General features: G+C 65.0%; 23 protein-coding genes. 20 read left to right on the forward strand and 3 right to left on the reverse strand.

Annotated features, from left to right (window positions below; translation table 11 throughout):
* The coding region (locus QZY48_RS22125) for an FAD-dependent oxidoreductase (RefSeq protein ID WP_295435213.1) at window positions 1-740 on the reverse strand (740 nt) is incomplete at its 3' end.
* Window positions 741-1,096: 356 nt separating this feature from the next.
* Between QZY48_RS22125 and crtY the strand changes: the two genes are divergently transcribed.
* On the forward strand, window positions 1,097-2,278 hold the full coding sequence (gene crtY / locus QZY48_RS22130) for a lycopene beta-cyclase CrtY (RefSeq protein WP_295435215.1): 1,182 nt from the start codon (window positions 1,097-1,099) through the stop codon (window positions 2,276-2,278).
* A gap of 175 nt (window positions 2,279-2,453) precedes the next feature.
* On the opposite strand, the gene QZY48_RS22135 is transcribed toward crtY, so the two are convergent.
* Entirely contained in the window at window positions 2,454-2,852 is a 399-nt protein-coding gene (locus tag QZY48_RS22135) for a hypothetical protein (RefSeq protein ID WP_295435217.1), read from the reverse strand.
* A 605-nt stretch (window positions 2,853-3,457) separates the two neighbouring features.
* On the opposite strand from QZY48_RS22135, the gene crtD (QZY48_RS22140) reads away from it, so the two are divergent.
* From crtD (QZY48_RS22140) to QZY48_RS22150, 3 genes are all read left to right on the forward strand, one after another.
* On the forward strand, window positions 3,458-4,951 hold the full coding sequence (crtD, locus tag QZY48_RS22140) for a 1-hydroxycarotenoid 3,4-desaturase CrtD (protein ID WP_295435219.1): 1,494 nt from the start codon (window positions 3,458-3,460) through the stop codon (window positions 4,949-4,951).
* A gap of 136 nt (window positions 4,952-5,087) precedes the next feature.
* Window positions 5,088-6,575 carry a 1-hydroxycarotenoid 3,4-desaturase CrtD gene (gene crtD / locus QZY48_RS22145; protein ID WP_295435221.1) on the forward strand — a complete coding sequence of 496 codons (1,488 nt, stop codon included), beginning with the start codon at window positions 5,088-5,090 and terminating at the stop codon, window positions 6,573-6,575.
* Entirely contained in the window at window positions 6,572-7,483 is a 912-nt protein-coding gene (locus QZY48_RS22150) for a carotenoid 1,2-hydratase (RefSeq protein WP_295435223.1), read from the forward strand. The genes crtD (QZY48_RS22145) and QZY48_RS22150 overlap by 4 nt, the downstream gene beginning before the upstream one ends.
* 163 nt (window positions 7,484-7,646) lie before the next feature.
* Here QZY48_RS22150 and QZY48_RS22155 read toward each other — a convergent pair whose 3' ends face one another.
* Window positions 7,647-9,038: a BCD family MFS transporter gene (locus QZY48_RS22155; protein ID WP_295435225.1), complete on the reverse strand. Its 1,392-nt coding sequence runs from the start codon at window positions 9,036-9,038 to the stop codon at window positions 7,647-7,649.
* A gap of 337 nt (window positions 9,039-9,375) precedes the next feature.
* On the opposite strand from QZY48_RS22155, the gene QZY48_RS22160 reads away from it, so the two are divergent.
* The 16 genes from QZY48_RS22160 to QZY48_RS22235 all read left to right on the forward strand — a co-directional run bounded on the left by QZY48_RS22160 (window position 9,376) and on the right by QZY48_RS22235 (window position 22,857).
* Entirely contained in the window at window positions 9,376-10,245 is an 870-nt protein-coding gene (locus QZY48_RS22160) for a polyprenyl synthetase family protein (protein ID WP_295435227.1), read from the forward strand.
* Window positions 10,246-10,529: 284 nt separating this feature from the next.
* Window positions 10,530-11,477, forward strand: a complete 948-nt coding sequence (gene bchC, locus QZY48_RS22165; protein WP_295435228.1) for a chlorophyll synthesis pathway protein BchC — start codon at window positions 10,530-10,532, stop codon at window positions 11,475-11,477.
* Entirely contained in the window at window positions 11,474-12,502 is a 1,029-nt protein-coding gene (locus QZY48_RS22170; RefSeq protein WP_295435230.1) for a chlorophyllide a reductase iron protein subunit X, read from the forward strand. The genes bchC and QZY48_RS22170 overlap by 4 nt, the downstream gene beginning before the upstream one ends.
* A 212-nt stretch (window positions 12,503-12,714) precedes the next feature.
* On the forward strand, window positions 12,715-14,058 hold the full coding sequence (bchY, locus tag QZY48_RS22175; RefSeq protein WP_295435248.1) for a chlorophyllide a reductase subunit Y: 1,344 nt from the start codon (window positions 12,715-12,717) through the stop codon (window positions 14,056-14,058).
* The gene (gene bchZ / locus QZY48_RS22180) at window positions 14,052-15,515 is read left to right on the forward strand and encodes a chlorophyllide a reductase subunit Z (RefSeq protein WP_295435232.1); all 1,464 of its coding nucleotides are present in this window, start codon (window positions 14,052-14,054) and stop codon (window positions 15,513-15,515) included. The genes bchY and bchZ overlap by 7 nt, the downstream gene beginning before the upstream one ends.
* A gap of 123 nt (window positions 15,516-15,638) precedes the next feature.
* Window positions 15,639-15,860, forward strand: coding sequence for a hypothetical protein (locus QZY48_RS22185; RefSeq protein ID WP_295435233.1), 222 nt, complete (start codon window positions 15,639-15,641; stop codon window positions 15,858-15,860).
* A gap of 140 nt (window positions 15,861-16,000) precedes the next feature.
* Entirely contained in the window at window positions 16,001-16,147 is a 147-nt protein-coding gene (gene pufB / locus QZY48_RS22190) for a light-harvesting antenna LH1, beta subunit (RefSeq protein WP_100923004.1), read from the forward strand.
* A gap of 45 nt (window positions 16,148-16,192) precedes the next feature.
* The gene (gene pufA / locus QZY48_RS34950) at window positions 16,193-16,597 is read left to right on the forward strand and encodes a light-harvesting antenna LH1, alpha subunit (protein ID WP_366929750.1); all 405 of its coding nucleotides are present in this window, start codon (window positions 16,193-16,195) and stop codon (window positions 16,595-16,597) included.
* Window positions 16,598-16,706: 109 nt separating this feature from the next.
* Window positions 16,707-17,531, forward strand: coding sequence for a photosynthetic reaction center subunit L (pufL, locus tag QZY48_RS22200; RefSeq protein WP_100923005.1), 825 nt, complete (start codon window positions 16,707-16,709; stop codon window positions 17,529-17,531).
* A 15-nt stretch (window positions 17,532-17,546) separates the two neighbouring features.
* Window positions 17,547-18,521, forward strand: coding sequence for a photosynthetic reaction center subunit M (gene pufM / locus QZY48_RS22205; RefSeq protein ID WP_295435237.1), 975 nt, complete (start codon window positions 17,547-17,549; stop codon window positions 18,519-18,521).
* On the forward strand, window positions 18,521-19,690 hold the full coding sequence (pufC, locus tag QZY48_RS22210; protein WP_295435239.1) for a photosynthetic reaction center cytochrome PufC: 1,170 nt from the start codon (window positions 18,521-18,523) through the stop codon (window positions 19,688-19,690). The genes pufM and pufC overlap by 1 nt, the downstream gene beginning before the upstream one ends.
* 230 nt (window positions 19,691-19,920) lie before the next feature.
* Complete coding sequence (gene pufB / locus QZY48_RS22215) at window positions 19,921-20,070, forward strand: light-harvesting antenna LH1, beta subunit (RefSeq protein ID WP_100923008.1); 150 nt, start codon at window positions 19,921-19,923, stop codon at window positions 20,068-20,070.
* A gap of 45 nt (window positions 20,071-20,115) precedes the next feature.
* Entirely contained in the window at window positions 20,116-20,346 is a 231-nt protein-coding gene (gene pufA / locus QZY48_RS22220; protein ID WP_295435240.1) for a light-harvesting antenna LH1, alpha subunit, read from the forward strand.
* A 189-nt stretch (window positions 20,347-20,535) separates the two neighbouring features.
* Complete coding sequence (idi, locus tag QZY48_RS22225) at window positions 20,536-21,120, forward strand: isopentenyl-diphosphate Delta-isomerase (protein WP_295435242.1); 585 nt, start codon at window positions 20,536-20,538, stop codon at window positions 21,118-21,120.
* Window position 21,121: 1 nt separating this feature from the next.
* The gene (locus tag QZY48_RS22230) at window positions 21,122-21,547 is read left to right on the forward strand and encodes a secondary thiamine-phosphate synthase enzyme YjbQ (RefSeq protein WP_295435244.1); all 426 of its coding nucleotides are present in this window, start codon (window positions 21,122-21,124) and stop codon (window positions 21,545-21,547) included.
* Window positions 21,544-22,857, forward strand: a complete 1,314-nt coding sequence (locus QZY48_RS22235) for a RuBisCO large subunit C-terminal-like domain-containing protein (protein WP_295435246.1) — start codon at window positions 21,544-21,546, stop codon at window positions 22,855-22,857. Before QZY48_RS22230 ends, QZY48_RS22235 begins: the two co-directional genes overlap by 4 nt.
* Window positions 22,858-23,161: the final 304 nt, after the last annotated feature.

The following is a 23,161-nucleotide window of genomic DNA, read 5'->3' on the forward strand; positions in this document are numbered from 1 at the left end:
AGGTAGAAAAAATGAAAAAAACGGATACCTTCAGCGGTCGAATACTGATGGAACTGATTGAAGGAGGTATGCGCGAAGGGTTCGATGATCGTATCGACCATGGGCCGGTTGATATTCTGGCAAAAGCTCTTGAAGTCGACGCCGTCGAACTCACGAAATGTCCGTTCCGGCTGGTAGCGCATCAATTCATACAGCGCGTCGGAGGGCGGGTAGAAATCCAGCAGGGAGACGGACTTGGCCTGGCCGACGACCGCGAGCAGGTTGAACGGAAAAAGGGTCGTGGTATTGGTGAAGCTCTCCATCGGTTTGTCCTTGAAGAGGATCGGGTAATCGCGCACCGGCTTCAGGTGTTTCAGCAGTCCGGCCTCGGCGAGCAGTCCCTTTAGGTTATAATATTGGTTGAAAAAGCCGTGAAAGCCGTGCTCCATGGCCATGGTTTCGCCCTCGACCTGCACCTCCCACCCGGTCAGCCGACCGCCGAGTTGGCTCGCCCGCTCGACCAAGATCACAGCGAATCCGCGCTTCAGTAATTCATACGCTGCGGCGATGCCGGCCAGACCGCCGCCGACCACCAGGACCCGCTTCGCAACGACGGGGCGCTCCGGCAGCGCATCGTTGTCCGCGGCGGCGAACGGCAGGATCGTTCGCCGCGGCTGAATGGCAGCGAGGCCAGCAGCGCCCGCGGCTGTTCCAGCCAATGTCGCGAGTCCGACGTTTCGAAGGAAAATGCGGCGTTTCATAGTTGACAATTTACTCTCTTCAAATGACCTCGATCGCTCGACCTCCCCCAATGCGGGGAAACCGATCCTGTCGTTGTGCCAGCCGCAACCCGGAACCCCGGACCCTGGCCACCGGCCAGTTCAGGCGAAACGGGGATCGCCAGCCTTGACCTCCGTCAAGCGCGAGCAAGCTAACCGTGGGTCGCCGCAGCGGTGAGAAACGGACGGTGCGTATGCTACCATGACACGGATATCGCCGATCGCCGCGCCGCGCCGCGCAGGCCGGCGATGTCTGCGACGCCCCCGTCGCGGTGCGGGCGCATTGCCCCGCGGACCGCGCGGCGGCGATCCCTTTACGAAGACCACAGGTACACCCGATGACATCACGGCTTTACGAGCAAAGCGCCGCCGATTATCTGCTCATTGGCGGGGGATTACAGAATGCGCTGATCCTGTTGGCGTTGGCCAAGCGCAACCCCACCGCGACCGTGCTCATGCTGGAGCAGGACCAGTCCCTGGGCGGTAATCACATTTGGTCGTTTCAGGCGCTGGATCTGCCGGTCGCGGCCAGGTCGTGGGCCGCGCCGGTGGCCGAATACACCTGGCCGGGGTATCAACTGTATTTCCATCAGTCGTCGCGCTGGGTCGGCGGCACCTACAGCTCATTGAGCTCTGAGCACCTTGAGCGACTGCTCAGGCAGGCGGAAGTCGACAACCCGAACATCCGGATCCGCACCGGTGTCAGGGTCCGGGCGAGCGACGCAACGTCCGCCACCCTGGAAGACGGAACGGTGCTGCGCGGCCGCCTGGTGATTGATGCCCGTGGGCCGGAAAGTCGCACGGGCGCAAGCGGTGGCGGCTACCAGAAGTTCGTGGGCCTGGAGTGCAAGCTGCGCCGCCCGGCGCCGATCACTGCACCGATCCTGATGGACACACGCTGCACCCAAAGGAACGGCTTCCGCTTCCTGTATGTGCTACCGTTCGCACCAGATCGTGTGCTTGTCGAGGACACCTACTTTTCCAATAGTCCCGAGATCGACGCCGACGCGTTACGCGCCCCGCTCATCGCCGATGCCGCCGCCATGGGGTTGGACATCGAGCGGGTCTTGCGTACCGAGGTCGGCGTGCTGCCGATGCCCTCGCGTAACGTGTTTAATCCGCAAGCCCGCGGTCCGATTCAAGGTGGGTACACCGGTGGCTGGTTCAATCCCGGTACCGGTTACTCGTTTGCCGCGGCGATCCGTCTCGCCGAGCATCTCTCGCAGGTGCCGATCGAACAGGTTTTTGGGCCGCAGTGGCGGGGACTCGTTCGCCGCATGCGTGTCCAGGCGGTCTTTTTCGCCTTCCTGAATCGGCTGATGTTCGGCTTTTTCCATGATGCCCAGAGGCGCAAGCTCATGGAGCGGTTCTATCTCCTGCCTGACCCGGTCATCCACCGCTTCTTCGCGATGGAAACCACCCTGGCGGATCAGTGGCGCATCCTCTGGGTGGGGGCACCGTGGACACCGAAGGGGTGGGCGCGACGCCCAGAGACACAACCGCCAGTAACCAGCGAATAGCGGGGGCGGGACCGGAGTCGCCTGGTATCCGTTGCACCCCGGGAGCGCCCGCTGTCGGCGGCGCGCCGGGGCGTGCGGGATCTTGCCCGGTATCTGCGCTGATAAACCCACATCACCGGATGGATAGTAATGTGTCGCGGGTCGGGGCTTGGCGCACCTCCGGCGGCGGACGTGCTTACTTGGTTAAGCCGAAAATGTGCATCAACCACGCGGCGGACACGAAGAAAGCGACGGCGGTAAAACAGACCTTGAGGTAAAACCGAGCGTTCGCCAGCAGTGTCTTGCGTATGTCGTGACTGCTCGTGAGTTGCGGGGGGGGCGCCTGCCCAGCCGATGGCGCACCCTCGACCCGCGGTTCAGCCGGCATCAAGGCATAGGGCGCCACGCGCGAGACCTTGAAAAACTGGATGTCGGATTCCGCCCCCGCCTTTTCGATCACCACAAACTCGGTATTGGCGTCGAGGCTGCAATCGGTAGCGAAGCGCAAGGCGAAATCTTCGATGCTTTCGGCGGCCCCAAGGTATTCCCAGGACTTGGATTTGTCCGGCCAAGTTCGTCTCCCCGCGTAGTTCATGTGGTGACCCTCATTGACTTAAATGATGTTCAGGCGTTTGACCCGCGCGCTCACGATGAGTCGGCGGCATGCTGCGAGCTCGCTCTTAAAGCGGGCGCGAAACCCTTCCAATACTAACGATTCGCTCAAGTTGGTGCAAACCATGCAATAATCAGGTGTTGGTGTTCCGGATCAGGTTCAACCCACCCACCTCAACCCTCCCCAGCAAGGGGGCAAGAAAGTCGGCGCCTTGCGCGGCTGAGTCGAGCCGCGAGCGAAGGGGAACTGAACGATGACAGTTCCGGCGTGGCCCAGGGCCCGGCGCCTGGGGGCAGGCGTTTTCGCTGGCCCTAGTGCCGATCGTGGGGCGCGCCCGCAAACATCCACCGATCGCCACCCCCGCCGCCCCTCCTGGATAAAGGCGGGAGCGGAAGCTCACAATGACGGCCGCCGTAAGAATAACGATGGGCGGTGCGGGCCTACCCGCGGACCTGCGATCAGGTATCCCGGCTAGCTTACCAGTTGCCCAAGCTGGTGCAAACCCTGTAAACTGGAAAGTTCAGAATCCAGATTCTAAATTTAGACGCTCTGTACTGGGCGGCGTAGTAACCTGACAAGGCGGGCCAATGGGTAAGAAACGAGTCGTCATCATTGGGGCCGGTATGGGCGGCCTGACCGCCGCGCTCAAGCTGGCGGTCCAAGGACTCAACGTGACGCTGGTGGAGCGCGGTACGCACTGCGGCGGAAAGCTCCGCGAGCAGCATAGCGGCGAGCGCAGCTACTACACCGGCCCCACCGTCCTGACCATGCCCTGGGTGTTCGAGAAGATCTTCGCCGAGGCCGGTGCGGCGTTTCGCGAGCACGTCGTGTTGCACCGCGCCGTGGTGCTTGCCCGCCATGCTTGGGGCCCGGATCAGCGGCTGGACCTATACACCGACCATGAACGTTCGGCGCAGGCCATCGGTGAGTTCGCGGGCGCGGCGGAGGCCGCGGGTTTTCTCCGGTTTGCCCAACATGCCAAGCGGGTATTCAGCGCGCTGGAGGGCCCGTTCATGCTCTCGCCGCGGCCGACCCCGATCTCGATCTTCGGCCGTTTTGGTGTGAGTGATCTCGGCGAGCTGATGCAGATCAAGGCACTCACGTCGCTGTGGAGCGCCCTAGGTGGTTTTTTCAAAGACCAGCGTCTGCGCCAGTTGTTCGGACGCTATGCGACTTATGTCGGCTCGTCGCCATATCTTTCGCCAGCCACGCTGATGCTGATCGCGGATGTCGAAAGCCGTGGCGTGCATGCTATTGAGGGGGGAATTCACCGCTTGCCGGAGGCGCTGGCCGTGCTTGGTGCGCAGCATGGCGTGACGTTCCGGTATCGCGAGCCGGCCGCCGAAATCCTCGTGCGCGGCGGGCGGGTGGCCGGCGTGCGGCTTGCCAGCGGTGAGCATCTTGACGCCGATGTGGTCGTGTTTAACGGTGACGCGGCGGCCATCGGGGCCGGGTTGATGGGCCGGCAGGTGAGCCGTGCGATCCCGCCGGTCGCTGTCGGCAAACGCTCTCATTCGGTGGTCACATGGAATCTTGTGGCCAAGCCGCAGGGCTTCCCGCTTCAGTACCATAACGTTTTTTTCCCGCCGGACTACGCGCAGGAGTTTCATGCCGTGTTCGATGAGCTGCGGCTGCCGTCGGACCCGACCGTCTACATTTGCGCGCAGGATCGGGGCAATCCCGACGCTGCCGCTCCCCAAGGTCCCGAGCGGCTACTGTTGGTGGTCAACGCGCCAGCCCGGGGCGACACCCAAACCATTGCCGACAGTGACATTCGCCGGTGCGAAGCGCGGGTCTTTGGCCTGCTGGAGCACTGCGGCCTGACCCTGGAGCAAACCTGTGAGGCCGTGATCACGACGCCCGCGCATTTTGAGCGGAGCTACCCGGCCTCCGGCGGTGCCGTATTCGGGCGGGCCTCCCATGGTTGGCGCGCATCGTTTGACCGCCCCGGTGCCAAGACCCGCATCCCCGGCCTGTACTTGGCGGGCGGGACCGTCCACCCGGGGGCCGGTATACCAATGGCGGCCATCTCGGGCGGTATCGCGGCCGCCACCGTGCTCGCGGATCTCGCTGGGGACTAATAAGGCGTCGCAGTGAGGCTGGACTCAGACCCTTTACCCCGCCCGGCCTACGATAGCTCGACCGGTTGGAACTGCTCAACCCGACTCAGACGTACCGCGGCCGCCATTGAGGGGCCACAAGGGGAATGCCGAAGCGATGTCTGAGAAACGCATTGTCGTCATCGGGGCTGGGATCGGCGGATTGGCCGCGGCGTTGCGCTTGGCGACGCGCGGGTTGGATGTCACACTGGTTGAACGCACCGTATACCCTGGGGGCAAGATTCGCCAAGTCATGGTTGGAGCGGCGGCGATGGATGCCGGACCGACCGTGGTCACGATGCGGCCCGTGTTCGAGGAGCTGTTTGCCTATGCCGGCACCTCCCTGGACGCGCATGTGACGTTACGCCGCGCCGACATCCTTGCACGGCACGCGTGGAGCGAGGATGAGCGGCTGGACCTGTACGCCGATGCCGAGTGCTCTGCCGACGCCATCGGCCGCTTTGCGGGCGTCAAACAGGCGCTGCTCTTTCGCGCGTTCTGCGCGCGTGCAAGCGACATGTACCGGACCCTTGAGCAGGCGTTTATCCACCGGGCCAATCCGACCCCGCTGTCGCTGGTGCTGGACTCCGGACTCTTCAATGTCGCCAGGCTTAGACCCTACTCGACGCTCTGGCGCGATCTCGGCCGCTACTTTCCCGATCCACGTCTGCGCCAGTTGTTCGGCCGCTACGCGACTTATGTGGGCTCATCACCGTTCCAGGCCCCGCCAACGCTCGGTATCGTGGCCCATGTGGAGTTAGCCGGTGTCTGGATGATTGACGGCGGCACCTACCGTTTACCGCAAGCGCTGGCAGCCTTGGCCGCCGCGCGCGGCGTCAGGTTTCGCTACGGGATTGACGTGTGTGAGATCGACGTCAGCCGGGGGCGGGCGCGCAGCGTTCAACTGAGCAACGGAGAATGCCTTGAAGCTGACGGTATCGTCTGCAATGCTGATGTGGCCACCCTCGCGGCCGGGTTATTCGGTCCGAATGTCAAGCGCGCGGCGCGTGCGACGCCGGTTGCGTCGCGCTCGTTGTCGGCGGTGACCTGGAACCTGTATACGCGGACCACGGGGTTACCGCTGGTGCGGCACAACGTCTTCTTCTGCCGCAACTATGCGGCCGAATTCGACGCCATCTTCAAGCGCGGTCGCCTGCCCGACGAGGCGACCGTCTACATCTGCGCGCAGGATCGCGATGATCTTGGCAACCTTTCAGTCGATGGCCGCGAGCGGCTGCTGTGTCTGGTGAATGCGCCGCCGCGCGGCGACCAGAAGCCTTTTGATTCCGTGGAGATCACTACATGCGAGGAGAATACAGTCAAACTGCTGGCACGTTGCGGCCTGAACCTGGCGTGGCAGCCGGAGAGCGCGGTCGTCACTACACCGATGCAGTTCAACCGGATGTTCCCGGCGACGGGGGGCTCCCTGTACGGGCGGGCCTCACACGGATGGCGGGGGCCATTCAGCCGGTCGGGGGCGCGCAGCCGGGTGCCGGGGCTCTATCTGGTGGGGGGGAGCGTGCATCCGGGTCCGGGGATGCCGATGGCGGCGATCTCCGGTCGCTTGGCCGCGGAGGCCGTGCTGCAGGACCTGACTTCGGTGTGAGCGTCGGTCCCCGGGGCTATGCCTGGTGGTATGTCGATGCGCTGAGCGACGACGGCCGCCACGGGTTGACGCTGATCGCATTCGTCGGCAGCGTGTTTTCGCCGTATTATTTCAGAGGCCGCCGTCGCGGCCTGGACAATCCGCACGACTATTGCTCACTGAATGTCTGTCTCTACGGCACACATCGGCGTTGGACCATGACTGAGCGGCGGTCGAAGGCGGTGATCCAGGAAGCCGCCGCGCTGACCATCGGGCCGAGTGCTCTGCGTTGGAACGCCGATAGCACGCTGACCATCGATATTGACGAAATCGGCACGCCACTGCCGCAGCGGGTGCGCGGCCGGGTCCGCGTGACGCCGCTGTTCGTCAATGAGCGGGCCTTCACCCTCGATAGTAACGGACGCCATCAGTGGCGCCCGATCGCACCGAGCGCCCGCGTCGAGGTCGAACTGTCCCGGCCAGACCTGAGTTGGAGCGGTCACGCCTATTTCGATCGCAACTGGGGCACCGAGCCACTCGAAGATGCCTTCGCTTACTGGGACTGGTCGCGGGCGAGTATGGGGGAGGAGAGTGCGATCCTTTATCACGTCGACCGCCGCAGCGACGGGCCGCTATCGCTGGCCTTGCGGTTCGCAGCCGACGGCACCTTAAGCGAATTCGAGTCGCCGCCGAACCACCGCTTGCCGCGCACACCGATCTGGCAAGTTGCGCGCAGCAGCCAAGCCGATGCGGGCCATCCGCCGAGGATTGTCAAGACGTTGGAAGACACGCCATTCTACTCGCGCTCAGTAATCGCGTCACACCTGCTGGACCGGCCGGTTACCGCCGTGCATGAGAGCCTGTCGCTGGACCGTTTTCGCTCGCGCTGGGTCCAGCATTTGCTGCCCTACCGCATGCCCCGGCGCTGACGCCGAGGCCTGAGAGCCCGGCGGCTTCGTCGGGTTGGGGCTGCCGCCTGAGCGTGTCGTTGGCGCGCATGTTCGCCACTGGCGGGATCTGAGGGTGACAAGGCCTGAGGACCCCGCGGGGGGCGATCCGCGGCGTTGCCGCGGATCGCCCCGAGCGCCAAGGCTAGGGTAGCTGATCAAGTCCGAATTGCGATGGCCCCCGGGGCTGATCGCGCTGTCTACGCAGGGCCAGCGGCGCAATCGCCACCAGTGCCGCGAACAGCAGCGCAATCTCGATGCCATAGACCAGTCGATAAGCGAGCGAGGGAGCGATCAGCGATCCTCCGGCCATCCAGCCGCTGAACAGGTCGCGCATCGAACCGCCCAAAGCAATCGCGACACCTTGGCAGGTCGCTTGCACTGCCCCCCAGGCGCCCAGCGCCAGACCGGCGTGGCCCGTCTCCGCCAGCCCCATGGCCGCGGTCAGGGTACCCACGCTAAACAGGCCGGTGCCCAGTCCGAGCAGTCCGGTACCGATCCGAAATACCAGGGGCGAATCGACGGTGGCGGCGAAGATGACGAGGCCGAAGCCGGGGATACCGATCAGCGCGCCGGCGGCGGCAATACGGAACGAGTCGCCGCCGTGGCTCAATAGGTAAGCCGACAGCAGAAAGGCAGTCAAGCCGCCACCCGCCAACAATGCGGTCAGCGACGTCGTCTGTGCCACCGTCAAGCCGAGGACCTGCGCGCCATAGGGCTCAAGCAGTATCTCCTGCATGCTGAAGGCGGCGGTGCCGAGTCCGACGGCGATCAGCAGCCGACTGGCGAGGCCGCCGCTGAGGAAAGCCTGCCAGGTTTCGCGGAACGGCGGGCGCGGGATGTCGGCCACCGCCCGCTTGAGATCGATGGCCTCCTGTTTCCAGGCCGCGGCCAGACAGAGAAGGATCGATGCCAGGGCCGCGCCGTGGACGACCTCGACCAGTCTCTGGTGCGAGAAATTCTCGAGCAAATGCCCGAACAGCAGGGCCGCGCCGACCATCGAGAGTAACAGCGCCGCATAGAGCAAGGCGACCACGCGCGGGCGCTTGGCGACGGGCGCCAAGTCCGTCGCCAGCGCCAGGCCCGCGGTCTGTACCGTATGCATGCCGGCACCCACCATCAAAAACGACACGGCGGCCGCGACTTGTCCAACGATGAGCATCTTGTTGGCCGGGTCGGACAAAATCAGGATCGAGTAGGGCATGATGGCGAAGCCGCCGTACTGCAGCATACTGCCTAGCGCGATGTACGGCACGCGACGCCACCCGAACGCCGAGTGATGATAGTCGGAGCGATGCCCGATCAGTGCCCGCAACGGTGCGAACACCAGCGGCAAGGCGACCATCAAGGATACCAGCCAGGTGGATACGTGGAGTTCGACGACCATGACGCGATTAAGGGTGCCGTACAGGAGGACCATCGCCATGCCCACAGCGACCTGAAACAGCGACAGGCGCAGGATTCGGAGCAACGGAAGCTCCGCAGAGGCCACGTCTGCAAAGGGCAGACGCACCAAGAAGTCAACAAATCGACTCATAGCCACTTAATCTTGGTCAAAACATAAGGGTAACGGCTTCGCGTGCAAGCGTCAACGGTGTTTGCGGCTCAGGCGACGCGGCCTGGCAGCCGTCCCTTCCCTGCCGACACCGGCGCGGCCCGACCGCGCAGGGTCGCGGCCGCCGCGCCCTGCCCGGTGTCACGCAGGACCGTGGTGAGGGCGGGGAGCTGAGGGCGGGGAGCAGTGCCCGCCGCATCCGCAGATTGGCGGGAAAGTGGATTGACTGGGTGGGAGCAAATGTCTATCTTACCTGACACATGCAAATGTCAACCGACAAATACAGATGACTCCGAATCCGTCCACGAGAGGGCCTACCATGGAACCGACGCAGCGTATCGAGCAGGCACTGGAAGCGGCTATCGTCTCCGCCCAGGGGCCGGGGTGTCCGCCCGGCTTCGCCCAGGCCTTGAGGTACTCGGTATTTCCCGGTGGGGCACGGATCCGCCCGCGCCTGTGTCTGGCGGTCGCCTGGGCCTGCGGCAACAGCGACCCGGAAACCACGGATGCCGCCGCGGCGGCGATCGAGCTCCTGCACTGCGCCTCGCTGGTGCATGACGACCTGCCCTGTTTCGACGACTCCACCCTGCGGCGTGGCCGGCCATCGGTCCACTGTGCCTACGGGGAGCGACTCGCGGTGCTGGCTGGCGATGCCCTGATCGTACTCGCCTTCGAGATTGTCGCGCGCCGGATCATCGCGGCGCCGGGCAACGTCAGCCGGGTCATGGCCACGATCGCGCGCTGCACCGGCGCCCCGGTCGGCATCTGTGCCGGACAGGCCTGGGAGTGTGAGTCCGAGGTCGTGCTGGAGGATTACCACCGCGCCAAGACCGGGTCGCTGTTCGTCGCCGCCACCGTGGCCGGGGCCGAGTCCGTCGGGGCCCCGACCGAGTCCTGGCGTCTGGTCGGCGAGCGTTTGGGCGAGGCCTATCAGGTGGCGGACGACTTGGGTGATGCGATGGCCTCCAGCCGTGAGATGGGCAAGCCGCTGGGGCGCGACAGTTCGCTGGGGCGCCCGAATGCGGTCCAGGAGTTGGGTATCGAGGGTGCCGTGCGGCGGCTCAAGGATCTCGTCGCCAGTGCGACCGACGCCGTTCCCGCCTGTCCCGGGGCGCCCGCCCTCCAGGCGCTGATTGCGGCCGAGTCCCGGCGGATCCTGCCGGAGGAACTCGCGCGGCTTGCCGCGTGATGATGCCGTTGGGCTCCGATGGTCCTGGCCATAGGGCCGCGGGCGTGCGCGCACCAGCGCAGAGTTCACCGCGATGCTGCGCCGGAGCGGCTTCGCGACGGTGCGCGAGGTCCCCAGGCGTCGTCCCCTGCTGCCCCGCCGCCTGGTCGCCCGTACCTGAGGATTCGAGTGTCAATACTGGTTGACATCCGATGCAGTAAGGCTAGACTGACACAAGTTTCGCGGGCCGCCTTTTTGGCCGCCCCCGCGTCCCCCCGAATCGCCAGAGACGACCGAGCACCCGAGTGAATATCACAACCACCGCCGTGGTCTTCGCGCAGCCCGGGCAATTGCGCCTCGAGCGGCTCGAACTCACGCCTCCAGGCCCGGAGGACGTGGTGGTCGATATCGACTGGAGCGGCATCAGCACGGGCACCGAGCGCCTGCTCTGGACCGGACGCATGCCCAGCTTCCCGGGGATGGGCTATCCCCTGGTCCCGGGATACGAGTCGGTGGGTCGGGTCGCCATCGCGGGCGCTCGCTCCGGCCTCCAGGAGGGTGCGACCGTGTTCGTGCCGGGCGCCAACTGCTACGGTCCGGTGCGCGGGCTCTTCGGCGGAGCCGCGGCGCGCATCGTGGTCCCGGGGGCGCGCGTCGTGCCGATCGCGGCGGCCTTGGCCGAGCGGGGCGTGCTGCTGGCCTTGGCCGCGACCGCCTACCACGCCGTCGCGGCGTCCCCGGCGCAACTGCCCCAACTCATCGTCGGACATGGGGTCCTCGGGCGCCTGATCGCACGTCTCACCCTGGCGCTGGGCGGCGAGCCGCCGGTCGTCTGGGAGACCGATACGGATCGCGCCGACGGTGCCGTCGGCTATTGTGTGTGCCATCCCGACGCCGATGCGCGTCAGGACTACCGCGCCATCTATGACGTGAGCGGCGACGCGAGCCTGCTCGATCGGCTGATCGCCCGGCTGGCGCCGCAGGGGGAGATCGTGCTGGCGGGCTTCTATAGTGAGCCTCTGTCATTCCTGTTTCCCCCGGCCTTCAAGCGCGAGCCGCGGCTGCGGGTGGCAGCGGAGTTCAAGGAGCCCGACCTGCGCGAGGCCAAGGGGCTGGCCGAGTCCGGGGCCTTGTCGTTCGATGGTCTCATCACCCACCGCCACCCGGCCGCGGCGGCGGCGCTGGCCTATCCGACCGCCTTCGGCGATCCCCGTTGCCTCAAGATGATCCTCGACTGGAGGCCAGACGCATGACCATTCCGACCGGCCAGACCAGCCCGGTGCTCGCCCAGCGTGACCTTGGCGAGGGCCAGAGCGGCTCGGGTCGGCCCCAGCAGGGTAGCTCCGTGGCCGCGCCGACTCCCCTGACTGGCCGCCGGACGCAGATCATCGCGATCTACGGCAAGGGCGGGATCGGCAAGAGCTTCACCCTTGCCAATCTCTCCTACATGATGGCCCAACAGGGTAAGAAGGTCCTGCTGATCGGTTGCGACCCCAAGAGCGACACCACGACGCTCCTCTTCGGCGGGCGTGCCTGCCCCACCATCATCGAAACCTCCAGCAAAAAGAAGGCGGCCGGGGAGCCGGTGCGCATCGGTGACGTCTGCTTCAAGCGTGACGGCGTCTACGCCATGGAGTTGGGCGGACCGGAGGTCGGCCGCGGCTGCGGCGGGCGGGGCATCATTCACGGTTTTGAGTTGCTCGATAGCCTGGGCTTCCACGAGTGGGACTTCGACTATGTCCTGCTCGACTTCCTGGGTGATGTGGTCTGCGGGGGCTTCGGCCTGCCGATTGCCCGCGACCTCTGCCAAAAGGTCATCGTGGTCGGCTCCAATGACCTGCAATCGCTCTATGTCGCCAATAATGTGTGCAGCGCCGTGGACTATTTCCGCAACTTGGGCGGCAATGTCGGCGTGGCCGGTATGGTCATCAACAAGGACGACGGCACCGGCGAGGCCCAGGCCTTCGCCCAGGCCGTCGGTATTCCGGTGCTCGGCTGCATCCCCGCCAACGAAGAGATCCGTCGTAAGAGTGCGAGCTACCAGATCGTCGGCGCCCCCGGCAGTACCTGGGGTCCCCTGTTTGAGGCCCTCGCCCTCAACGTCGAGCAATCGATTCCCCAGCGCCCCACACCGCTGAGCCCGGAAGGCCTGCTCGACCTGTTCAAGGCCGACGACGTCGGTCGCCATGTGGTCTTGGAGCCGGCCACGATCGAGGACATGCGCGGCAAGGCCTACGCGCCCAAACCGTCCCTTGAAGTCATCTACGACGACGCCTGAGAGATTCGACCAACACGCACTGAAGAGCCCGCAACTCCAGGCGCCGAGACCGAAATCACATAATGACCCAAACCCTGATCAAGTCCGCTGGAACCGCCGAATCCGATCGCCCCGTGGGGGCGCCGGAGGGTTTTGGCGGCCTGCGGTCCCAGGAAGGGGGAGCGGTGTCGATCGGCAGCCGTGGCGCCGTCAAGGCTCCGTCCAAGGCCCGGATGGTCGGTGCCCATGACCAGCCCCAGAGCATGTGCCCCGCTTTTGGTTCACTGCGTGTCGCCTTGCGGATGCGGCGCACGGCCAGCGTGCTGGTCGGCTCGGCCTGCTGTGCCTATGGTCTGACCTTCACCTCGCATTTCTACGGGGCGCGGCGCAGTGTCGGCTATGTCCCTTTCGACTCGGAAACCCTGGTCACCGGCAAGCTCTTCGAGGACGTCCGTGAGGCCGCTTACCGGCTTGCCGACCCGGAGCGCTACGACGCAGTGGTCATCATCAACCTGTGCGTCCCCAGTGCCTCCGGGGTGCCGTTGCGGCTGCTGCCCGAGTCGATCAACGGGGTGCGCATCATCGGTATCGACGTCCCCGGATTCGGCGTGGCGACTCATGCCGAGGCCAAGGACGTGCTGTCCGCCGCCATGCTGCGCCGGGCGCGGCAGGAGGCCGAACTGGGTCCGGTGCAGGCACCCCGCGGCGCGCGTTCGACGCGCCCGACCGTGGCCCTGATCGGTGAGATGTTCCCGGTCGATCCGGTGACCCTGGGCATGTTGCTGGAGCCCCTCGGATTGGCCGCCGGCCCGGTGGTCCCGACGCGCGAGTGGCGTGAGCTCTATGGCGCGCTGGCCGGGGTCGCCGCCGCCGCCATCCATCCCCAGTACACGGGTGTCTGCAACGAATTTGCGGTTGCCGGGCGGCCGGTCGTCGGCTCGGCCCCGGTCGGATACGAGGGTACCGCGGTCTGGTTGGAAGGCATCGCCGCCGCCTGCAACGTGAGCGCGGCCAACCTCGACAGCGCCAAGAACCGCTGGCTGCCGGCGATCAAACAGGCCCTCGCCGGGTCCCCGATCAAGGGCCGCATCACCCTCTCAGGGTATGAGGGGTCCGAGTTGTTGGTCGGCCGCCTGTTGGTCGAGAGCGGCGCCGATCTGCGCTACGTGGGCACGGCCTGCGGGCGGACTCAATGGTCAATGCAAGACTGCGATTGGCTGGAGTCGAAGGGCGTGCGCGTTCAATATCGCGCGACCCTGGAGCAAGACTTGGAGGCCATGGCCGAGTTTGCCCCCGAGTTGGTAGTCGGGACCACGCCGGTGGTGCAACAGGCCAAGGAGGCCGCGACCCCCGCACTCTATTTCACCAACCTGATCTCCGCGCGTCCCCTGATCGGACCGGCTGGAGCCGGCTCGCTGGCGCAGGTGATCAACGCCGCCATGGCGAGTCGCCCGCGCTTCGCGGCCATGGACGCCTTCTTTGGCGCCGCAGCCCTGAGTGCGCCTGTTCCCGGTGGCTCCGGGGACGCGGCTGGGATCGGTGCCGCGATTGGGACAGAGGACCTGGCATCATGCTGATTCAGGACCTCGATCGGGCCGGCGGCTACTGGGGGGCGGTCTACGCCTTCTGCGCCGTCGATGGGCTTCAGGTCATCATCGACGGCCCGGTCGGGTGTGAAAACCTGCCGGTCACTGCGGTCCTACACTACACGGACGGCCTGCCGCCACACGCCCTGCCGGTCGTAGTGACCGGTCTTGGGGAAGAGGAGTTGGGCCAAAAGGGCACCGAGGCCGCGTTGCGTCGCGCCCATGGGACCCTGGACCCTGACCGCCCGACGGTGGTGGTGACCGGCTCCATCGCCGAGATGATCGGCGGCGGCGTCACCCCCAACGGCACCAACATCCAGCGTTTTCTGCCGCGCACGATCGATGAAGATCAATGGCAGAGTGCGGACCGTGCCCTGTTCTGGTTGTGGACCCAGTACGGCGGACCGGCGAGTGCCAAGTCCAAGGGCGGCCTCAAGGTGCGCAGGTCCGGCGCCAAGCCGCGGGTCAATATCGTCGGCCCCATGTACGGCACCTTCAACATGTGGTCAGATCTGGCGGAGGTCCGTCGCCTGATCGAGGGTATCGGCGCCGAGATCAACCTGGTCTTTCCTTTGGGGTGCAGTCTGTCGCAAATTGAGCACCTGCGCGACGCGGATGCCACGGTCTGTATGTACCGGGAGTTCGGCCGCCTGTTGTGCGAGGCCTTGGATAAGCCCTACCTGCAAGCCCCCATCGGCCTGCACAACACCACCCGTTTTCTGCATAGCCTGGGTGAGTTGTTGGGGCTCGACCCGGAGCCCTTTATCGCCGCGGAAAAGCGCACGACGCTCGCCCCGATCTGGGACCTGTGGCGCTCGGTGACCCAGGACTTTTTCGGCACCGCGAGCTTTGGCGTGGTCGCCACTGAGACCTACAGCCGCGGTCTGCGGCACTATCTGGCCGATGAACTGGGCCTGCCTTGCAACTTCGCGGTCGCCCGTCGCCCCGGGGTCAAGCCGGACAATGATACGGTGCGTCGGCAGGTGCAGGAACAGACCCCGCTGATCCTCTTCGGCAGCTACAATGAGCGGATGTACCTGGCCGAGATCGGGGCCCGGGCCGCCTATATCCCGGCGTCCTTCCCGGGGACCATCATCCGCCGCCACACCGGCACGCCCTTCATGGGCTATAGCGGCGCCGCCTATCTGGTGCAAGAGGTCTGCAACGGCCTTTTCGACGCCCTGTTCCATATCCTGCCGTTGGGCTCGGATCTCGATCGTGTCGATCCGACGCCGGCCCGCGTTTATGAGGAATTGGGCTGGACCGACGAGGCCAAGGCGGCCTTGGATGCGGACCTGGAGAGTCAGCCGATCCTGGTGCGCATCTCCGCCGCGAAGCGCTTGCGTGATGCGGCCGAGCAGGCAGCGCGCAAGGCCGGGGAGTCGGCAGTGACCCTGGAACGGCTGCGCCGCATCCAGGGCCGGGTGCTGGAGGACCTGACCGCATGAACGGTCCGCAATCGAATTTGCGTGGCATTGCCGATGCCGACCCGCGGGCTCCCGTCGCCGTGCAGGCGAAAGGTGCATCAATCAAATACGTAAGTCGTGCGAAACCGCACAGGAGTCGCCATGATGACCGCTCTCAACCACGCCCCCGCACTCTGCATGCAGGAGCGTCGGCAGTACCGCTTGCTCTTCTGGGTCATCTTTGTGGTTTTCTTGATCATCACCCCGCTGGCGCGGCTATTGCCGAGCCGGTGGCGGCCTTGGCCGCCGGTCGGCGACGCACGCCTGCCCCTGATCGCGGAGGCGCGAGCGGTGACCCATCGAGTTCTGCCGTTCGCCTTTCTGTGACGTCCAGTGATGGGACTTGGTTGCTTGGCTGACCCCGGGCAAGTAGCGAGATGCGACGTCGTGCGCCGCACCTCATTGATTCGCGCGGCGACGCGCGTTAACGGCCGCAAGGCCATTTTCATGATCTGGAGGTAATTTCCATGGCCGAAAACACCAAGAGTCAGAGTGGACTCTCTGATGACGAAGCGAAGGAATTTCATGGCTTCTTCGCGTCGAGCATGGGCGCCTTTGTCGGCGTCGCGCTATTTGCCCATATCCTGGCCTGGGCCTGGCGCCCCTGGCTGTAGTCCAAAGACCGTCAACGTCAATTCAACCGTATTAGGAGCTAACCAATGACCGCATCCGTCCAAGCAGACCTGTACAAGGTTTGGAAGATCTTCGATCCGCGCCGTACCCTGATCGCGCTGTTCGGCTTCCTGGGCGTCCTCGCCCTGCTGATCCACTTGATCCTGCTCAGCACCGCCAACTTCAACTGGCTCGACACCGCCTATGCCGTCCCGCCGGTTTCGCGTCCGGTCGTGGTCAGGGCGCCCGTCGCGCCGAAGGCTGCGGTCGCAGCCCCGGCTGCGGCGAAGGCCCCGGCTGCTGTCCCGGCCGCGGCGAAGGCCCCGGCTGCTGCCCCGGCCGCGGCGAAGGCCCCTGCTGCTGCCCCGGCCCCTGCTGCTGCCCCGGCTGCGGCGAAGGCCCCGGTTGTGGCGGCTCCCGCTGCGGTCGTGGTCCCGGCACCGGCGAAGTAGCGTCCATCGCCAAGGGCGGCGGACGGGGGATTGATGCACTATCTCCCGTCCGCTCCGGGCACCGCGGGGATGTTGTCGCAACGGCAACTCCTGACTAGAGGGTTGAACCATGGCCATGCTGAGTTTTGAGAGAAAATATCGCGTTCGTGGGGGAACGCTGATCGGCGGAGATCTCTTTGACTTCTGGGCGGGGCCGATCTATGTCGGCTTCTTTGGCGTCACCGGGATTTTTTGCGCCGTTTTAGGTACCCTATTGATTGTTTGGGGGGCGGCCATGGGGCCGACCTGGAATCTGTGGCAGATCAGCATCGCGCCGCCGGACCTGAGCTACGGGCTCGGGATGGCGCCGATGGCGGAAGGGGGTCTGTGGCAGATCATCACCATGTGCGCCATCGGCGCCTTCGGCTCTTGGGCGCTCCGCGAGGTGGAGATTTGTCGCAAGCTGGGTATCGGATACCATGTGCCTGTCGCCTTCAGCGTTGCAATTTTCGCCTACCTCTCCCTGGTGGTGATTCGGCCGTTCTTATTGGGGGCTTGGGGCCACGGCTTCCCGTACGGCATTCTCAGTCACCTGGACTGGGTGTCGAATACGGGATACCAGTTCCTTCACTTCCATTACAACCCGGCACACATGCTCGCCATCGCCTTCTTCTTCACCAACGCCTTGGCGCTGTCCATGCACGGGTCGCTGATTCTGTCGGTGGTCAATCCGCCGAAGGGTGAGGAGGTGAAGACGTCCGAGCACGAGAACACCTTCTTCCGGGATGATGTCGGCTACTCTATCGGCGCCCTGGCCATCCATCGGCTGGGCCTGTTCCTGGCCCTGTCTGCCGCCTTCTGGAGTGCCGTGTGTATCATCATCAGCGGTCCCTTCTGGACCCGCGGCTGGCCGGAATGGTGGACCTGGTGGCCCAACCTTCCGATCTTCGGCTGATCCTGGAGTACCACTATGGCTGAATACCAAAACATCTTTACGACGGTGCAGGTGCGCTCACCGGCCTATCCTGGGGTTCCCCATGATCAGGGCCACCGTGACCGGATCGGCAAGCCGTTCTTCAACTACTGGGTGGGTAAGATCGGCGATGCGCAGATCGGACCTATCTATTTGGGTACCAGCGGGGTTTTCGCGGTGATCTTCGGCTTCGTCGCCATCGAGATCATCGGCTGGAACATGGCCGCTTCGGTGGGCTGGAGTCCTATCAAGTTCGCCCAGCAGTTCTTCTGGTTGGCGCTGGAGCCCCCGGCCCCCGAGTATGGGTTGCACATTCCTCCCCTGGCAAAGGGCGGCTGGTGGCTGATCGCGGGGTTCTTCCTCACCACGTCGATCCTGCTCTGGTGGGTGCGCACCTACCGGCGCGCCATCGCCCTGGGGGTCGGCACGCATATGGCGTGGGCCTTCGCGGCGGCGATCTGGCTCTATCTGGTCATCGGCTTCATCCGCCCCTTGATGATGGGTTCCTGGTCCGAGGCACCGCCGTTCGGCATCTTCCCGCATCTGGACTGGACCGCGGCCTTTTCCATTGCCTACGGCAATCTGTACTACAACCCGTTCCACATGCTCTCGATCGCCTTCCTGTATGGCGCGGCCCTGCTGTTCGCCATGCACGGTGCGACGATCCTGTCGGTGAGCCGCTACGGTGGTGATCGCGAGATCGATCAGATCGTGGATCGCGGTACGGCCGCGGAGCGTGCGGCGTTGTTCTGGAGATGGACCATGGGCTTCAACGCCTCGATGGAGTCCATCCATCGCTGGGCCTACTGGTTCGCGGTGTTGGTCGTGATCACGGGCGGTATCGGTATCCTGTTGACGGGCACGGTGGTGGACAACTGGTATCTGTGGGGCATCAAGCACGGGCTGGTTCCGCCCTATCCAGTCGTCGGCGTGCCGGTTCCCGATCCAGCCTCACTCCCGGGAGCACTGTAATGAGAACGACTTTTTTTTCAACCCATAAGGCGCTGCCCCTGGCAGCCGTCGGCTTGGCCCTGGTGGTCGCCGGGGGGTGCGAGCGTCCGCCCCCGCAGAGCACGCAGTTGGGTTACCGTGGGGTCGGACAGAACGCCTTCGTCAATCCACGGATTCTTGCGGCCCAGGTCGCGGCGAATGTAGCGCCGACACCGCAGCCGGCCGCGGTGCCGGTCGCGGTGACCGCCGGGTCGGTGTACAAGAACCTGCAGGTCCTGGGTGATGTGCCGATCACGGAGTTTACCCGGCTGATGCTGGCCATCACCGAGTGGGTGGTGCCGAAGGATCAGTGGGTGGACGGCCAGGGCTGCGTCTACTGCCACGACATCGCGGTGATGGAGGCCGACACCAAGTACCAGAAGGTGGTGTCGCGCTCGATGCTCCAGATGACCCAGCGTGCCAACCGGTCCTGGGGCGCGCATGTGGCTCCCAGCGGGGTGACCTGTTACACCTGCCATCGCGGCAACGCGATCCCGCAGTATGTCTGGACGACGAACCCCGGCGAGAAGCCGCGGGCCAGCGGCTATGTCGGTCTCCAGAACCGGCTGTCGCCGATCCCGGCCTTCTCCTCGCTGCCGTACGATCCGCTGACCACCTATTTCGATAAGGAGACAGTGATCGCGATCACCCCGACAAACGCGGTGGCCCCGGTCGAGCCGAAGACGGTAAACACCATGAAGGGCGAAGGTACCTATGCCCTGATGATGTACATCTCCAAGTCGCTGGGAGTCGGCTGCAACCACTGCCATAACAGCCGCCAGTTCGCGGACTGGGCGCAGAGTTCGCCGCAGCGGGTGAAGGCTTGGTACGCCATCCGGATGGTGCGCGAGGCCAACAAGGCATTCATCATGCCGCTCAGCCCCATCCTGCCGGCCTCGCGCAAGGGTCCCCTGGGTGATCCCATGCGGATCTCTTGCGTAACCTGCCATCAGGGCGTCAACAAGCCCCTGTTAGCGGCCCCGATGCTCAAGGACTACCCGGAGCTGGGCCCGTTGAACGACCCGGCGGCGGCACCCGGGCCGGCCCCGGAAGCGGTCGCGCCGGCGGCGGATCAGGCCGACGTTGTTGACGGTGTGGCGACCGAGGCCAGGGTGACTGCTCAATCAGTGACAGCGGCAGGGGTGATGTAGACTCCGTATTGTTGTAAGATGTAGATCGCCGGGGAGCCAATCCCCGGCGAAGGCCCCGAGAACGCAGGGGCAGGGGCTGGCCGATCGGGCTGGCGTGCTCTGGACCGCTGGGATTTCGGCGGTGTGGAGCGGTAAGAAGTCGTCGTGGCCGTCGGCCACGGCAACCTAGGTCGCGCTTCGTGCGCGGAAACGGCCGTTACGGCCAATGTCATATCTGGAGTGTAATTCAAATGGCTGAAAACAAGAGCTTTGGCCTTTCGGGGCTGACGGAAGACGAGGCGAAGGAGTTTCACGGGTTTTTCTCCTCGAGCATGACGGCCTTTGTTGGTGTCGCGGTGGTTGCTCACATCCTGGTTTGGGCTTGGCGCCCCTGGCTGTAAAGCCTGGTTCTCCGTCCGACCCCTTTAACCCACTGGAGATTGAACATGCATAAGATCTGGCTGATCTTCGATCCGCGTCGTTCCTTGATAGCGCTCTTTGGCTCCTTGGCAGTGCTCGCGCTGCTGATCCACCTGATTCTGCTCAGCACCGCTAACTTCAACTGGCTCGACACTGCTTATGCCAAGGCGCCGATCTCGCGTCCGGTCCGGGTAGCCGTAGTCAAGGCCGCGGCTCCTGTGGCAGCCCCGGTCCCCGCGGCGGTGATCAAGAAGTAGCGGACGAGACTCGCGGGACGGCTCGGTCAGGCTCGGCGACGATCGGGCCGACGTGCCGCGCTGGAGGGTCTTAGCGCAGACGAATTGTGAGCCGGAGCGCCTTATCGCAGGGCTCCGGTCTTTTTTTGTGAAGCGGTTTCCCTTGTCAATGCGCTCGCCCGGTTACTACGCCGTTTTGGAGATGACAACTTGAAGGCAGCGATCGTCCGGCATGGGATAAGTGAAGGCCACGGGTTTGCCGGGCAGCAAGACGCCTTGGAGCGCGTGATCTTGGTCGATGCCGATGACAATCCGCAGGGAGATGGGGACAAACTCGACGTGCACCGCCTTGGTCAACTGCATCGGGCCTTCTCCATTTTTATCTTCAATGCGAAGGGCGACGTGCTCCTGCAGCGGCGCGCGGATGCCAAGTATCACTTCGCCGGGCGCTGGTCGAACAGTTGCTGCGGGCATCCGCGCCCCGGTGAGCCGACCGCCAAGGCCGCGGTCCGCCGTTTGGGGGAGGAACTCGGGTTCCAGACCCCCCTGTCCGAGCAGATGCAACTGGTCTATCGGGCGGAGGACCCGGAGTCCGGACTGATAGAACACGAGTATCTGCATGTATTTCGTGGGCGCTATATGGATGATCCGCGCCCCGATCCGGCCGAGGTCGGCGCCTGGCGCTGGACCCCGGTGGGTGCCGTGAGGCGGGGGTTGGTGAAGTCCCCGCACCTCTTCACACCCTGGTTCCAACTGATCGTCGAACGGGTCTTGGACGCCGCCGCGGCCGAATAGCATGAAGGTCATTACCCGCACGCTCAGGCTCGCGACCGTCGACGCAATCGCGTTGATCGATATTTCGGCCGACGTGGATCGCCTGTTTCAGTCGTGCGGGCTGCGCGATGGCGTATTGACCTTGATGTCCCCCCACACCACGGCCCATATCAATCTCAACGAGCGCGAGCCGCAGTTGCAGCTGGATATGCTGGATTTCCTGATGCGGTTGGTCGAGCGCGACGGCGACTATCGGCACAACCGCGCGCCGGTCGACGGCCGGGACAACGCCCATTCGCACCTGATGGGACTACTGATGAACGCCACTGAATCCGTCCCCTTCGCGGACGGTAAACTCCTGCTGGGTGCTTGGCAATCGGTCTTTTTCGTGGAACTGGATGGCCCGCGGGCAGAGCGTCAGGTCCACCTGCAGTTACTCGGCCAATGACCCCGGCGGACCTGCCAGGCTTTTTTGCCCGCCGCGCGGACCTGGACCCGGCGGACTATATCGAACTCGACTACGCCTTCGAGTGCTACGGGGACCCACGCGCCGCCGCCGCCCACCTGTGCAGCGAGCAATCGACCGCGCAGTGGCACCGCATCGGCGTCGACGAGGATTATCGCCCCCGTTTCGGCGCAAAGGTCCTTGATCTGCATGTGGAGGGTCAGCGCTCCGCCCCGAGTTACCCGACGGCCTCTGTAAGTGCCGCGGCCGGATCAGGCGCGGTCTCTGCCTGTCGCGTCACCATCGCCCATCCGCACGGGAACTTCGGCCCGCGCATCCCCAACCTGCTGTCGGCGGTGGCCGGTGAAGGGGTGTTTTTCGTGCCGGGCATACCGCTGATCAAGCTCTTGGATTTGCGGATGCCGGACGGCTTTCTAAGCTCCTTCTCCGGTCCTCGCTTCGGCCTCGATGGTATCCGCGACCTGCTCGGCGTCCACGGCCGTCCCATCTTCTTTGGCGTTATCAAGCCCAACATCGGACTCGCGCCCGAGCCCTTCGCCGAACTGGGCTATCAGGGTTGGCTGGGTGGGCTCGACGTGGCCAAGGACGATGAGATGCTGGCGGATGCTCCCTGGTGTCCCCTGGACCGTCGTTCGGCCCTGCTGGGGGAGGCGCGGCGGCGAGCCGAGGCGGTGACGGGAGTGGCCAAGGGATACATGGCCAACATCACCGACGAGGTGGATCGGCTGCTCGCGCTTCACGACCTGGCGGTGGCGAACGGCGCGAACATGCTCCTGATCAACGCCCTGCCGGTGGGCCTGAGTGCCGTGCGGATGTTGAGCGGGCACGCGCGCGTGCCCCTGATCGGGCACTTTCCCATGATCGCCGCGCTGAGCCGCGTGCCGGGTTATGGGATTCACACGCGGGTACTGATCAAGCTCCAACGGCTGGCCGGACTGGATGCGATCGTCATGCCCGGCTTTGGGGCGCGCATGGGGATGGAGGAGGCGGAGGTCCTGGACGGGGTCGCCGCCTGCCTTGCCCCCATGGGGCCGATCGCCCGCAGTCTCCCGATCCCCGGTGGAAGCGACTGGGCCGGGACGCTGGAAGGGGTCTACCGGCGGGTCGGCAGTGTCGACTTCGGCTTCATCCCCGGGCGCGGGGTCTTCGGTCATCCGATGGGGCCGACCGGCGGTGCGGCGAGTCTGCGCCAGGCCTGGGAGGCGATCGTCGCGGGGGTCGGTATCGAGCAGTACGCGCAAACCCACCCCGAATTGCGCGCGGCCATTGACGCCTTCGGGGGCAAAGGCTGAGTCGCCGAGCCCCCGCAGCGGCATCGTCGGTGCAGGGGACTTGGGCTCAGGTCTGGGGCGGGGGCGCCGCGCCGTCGCCGGGTGGCGGCCGGTGGTCCTTGCCTTGGTCCCGCTCCTCGCCCCGGCGCGGCGACGCGGTCTGAGACCTCCAGAACCAGAGCAGCAGGCCGACGACGAACAGCAGTTCGATCAGACCGGATAGGTCTTGTCCTGACCTTGCCCGATCGCCAAAGTAACGAGCCAACCGCAACCTTCGTCGTCGTTGTCGTTGTCTAAATCGCAATCGTAGAAGCGATGCCCTACG

Source organism: uncultured Thiodictyon sp. (assembly GCF_903828115.1).
Lineage (GTDB): Bacteria > Pseudomonadota > Gammaproteobacteria > Chromatiales > Chromatiaceae > Thiodictyon.

Bases quoted from the DNA above. Each gene is read 5' to 3' on its own strand.
- crtD (WP_295435219.1), top strand. From the start codon at position 3,458: ATGGGTAAGAAACGAGTCGTCATCATTGGGGCCGGTATGGGCGGCCTG.
- pufB (WP_100923004.1), top strand. From the start codon at position 16,001: ATGGCCGAAAACACCAAGAGTCAGAGTGGACTCTCTGATGACGAAGCG.
- QZY48_RS22135 (WP_295435217.1), bottom strand. From the start codon at position 2,852: ATGAACTACGCGGGGAGACGAACTTGGCCGGACAAATCCAAGTCCTGG.
- pufM (WP_295435237.1), top strand. From the start codon at position 17,547: ATGGCTGAATACCAAAACATCTTTACGACGGTGCAGGTGCGCTCACCG.
- pufL (WP_100923005.1), top strand. From the start codon at position 16,707: ATGGCCATGCTGAGTTTTGAGAGAAAATATCGCGTTCGTGGGGGAACG.
- pufB (WP_100923008.1), top strand. From the start codon at position 19,921: ATGGCTGAAAACAAGAGCTTTGGCCTTTCGGGGCTGACGGAAGACGAG.
- QZY48_RS22235 (WP_295435246.1), top strand. From the start codon at position 21,544: ATGACCCCGGCGGACCTGCCAGGCTTTTTTGCCCGCCGCGCGGACCTG.
- QZY48_RS22170 (WP_295435230.1), top strand. From the start codon at position 11,474: ATGACCATTCCGACCGGCCAGACCAGCCCGGTGCTCGCCCAGCGTGAC.
- pufC (WP_295435239.1), top strand. From the start codon at position 18,521: ATGAGAACGACTTTTTTTTCAACCCATAAGGCGCTGCCCCTGGCAGCC.
- bchY (WP_295435248.1), top strand. From the start codon at position 12,715: ATGGTCGGTGCCCATGACCAGCCCCAGAGCATGTGCCCCGCTTTTGGT.
- crtD (WP_295435221.1), top strand. From the start codon at position 5,088: ATGTCTGAGAAACGCATTGTCGTCATCGGGGCTGGGATCGGCGGATTG.
- crtY (WP_295435215.1), top strand. From the start codon at position 1,097: ATGACATCACGGCTTTACGAGCAAAGCGCCGCCGATTATCTGCTCATT.
- bchZ (WP_295435232.1), top strand. From the start codon at position 14,052: ATGCTGATTCAGGACCTCGATCGGGCCGGCGGCTACTGGGGGGCGGTC.
- pufA (WP_295435240.1), top strand. From the start codon at position 20,116: ATGCATAAGATCTGGCTGATCTTCGATCCGCGTCGTTCCTTGATAGCG.
- QZY48_RS22185 (WP_295435233.1), top strand. From the start codon at position 15,639: ATGACCGCTCTCAACCACGCCCCCGCACTCTGCATGCAGGAGCGTCGG.
- QZY48_RS22160 (WP_295435227.1), top strand. From the start codon at position 9,376: ATGGAACCGACGCAGCGTATCGAGCAGGCACTGGAAGCGGCTATCGTC.
- QZY48_RS22230 (WP_295435244.1), top strand. From the start codon at position 21,122: ATGAAGGTCATTACCCGCACGCTCAGGCTCGCGACCGTCGACGCAATC.
- pufA (WP_366929750.1), top strand. From the start codon at position 16,193: ATGACCGCATCCGTCCAAGCAGACCTGTACAAGGTTTGGAAGATCTTC.
- QZY48_RS22155 (WP_295435225.1), bottom strand. From the start codon at position 9,038: ATGAGTCGATTTGTTGACTTCTTGGTGCGTCTGCCCTTTGCAGACGTG.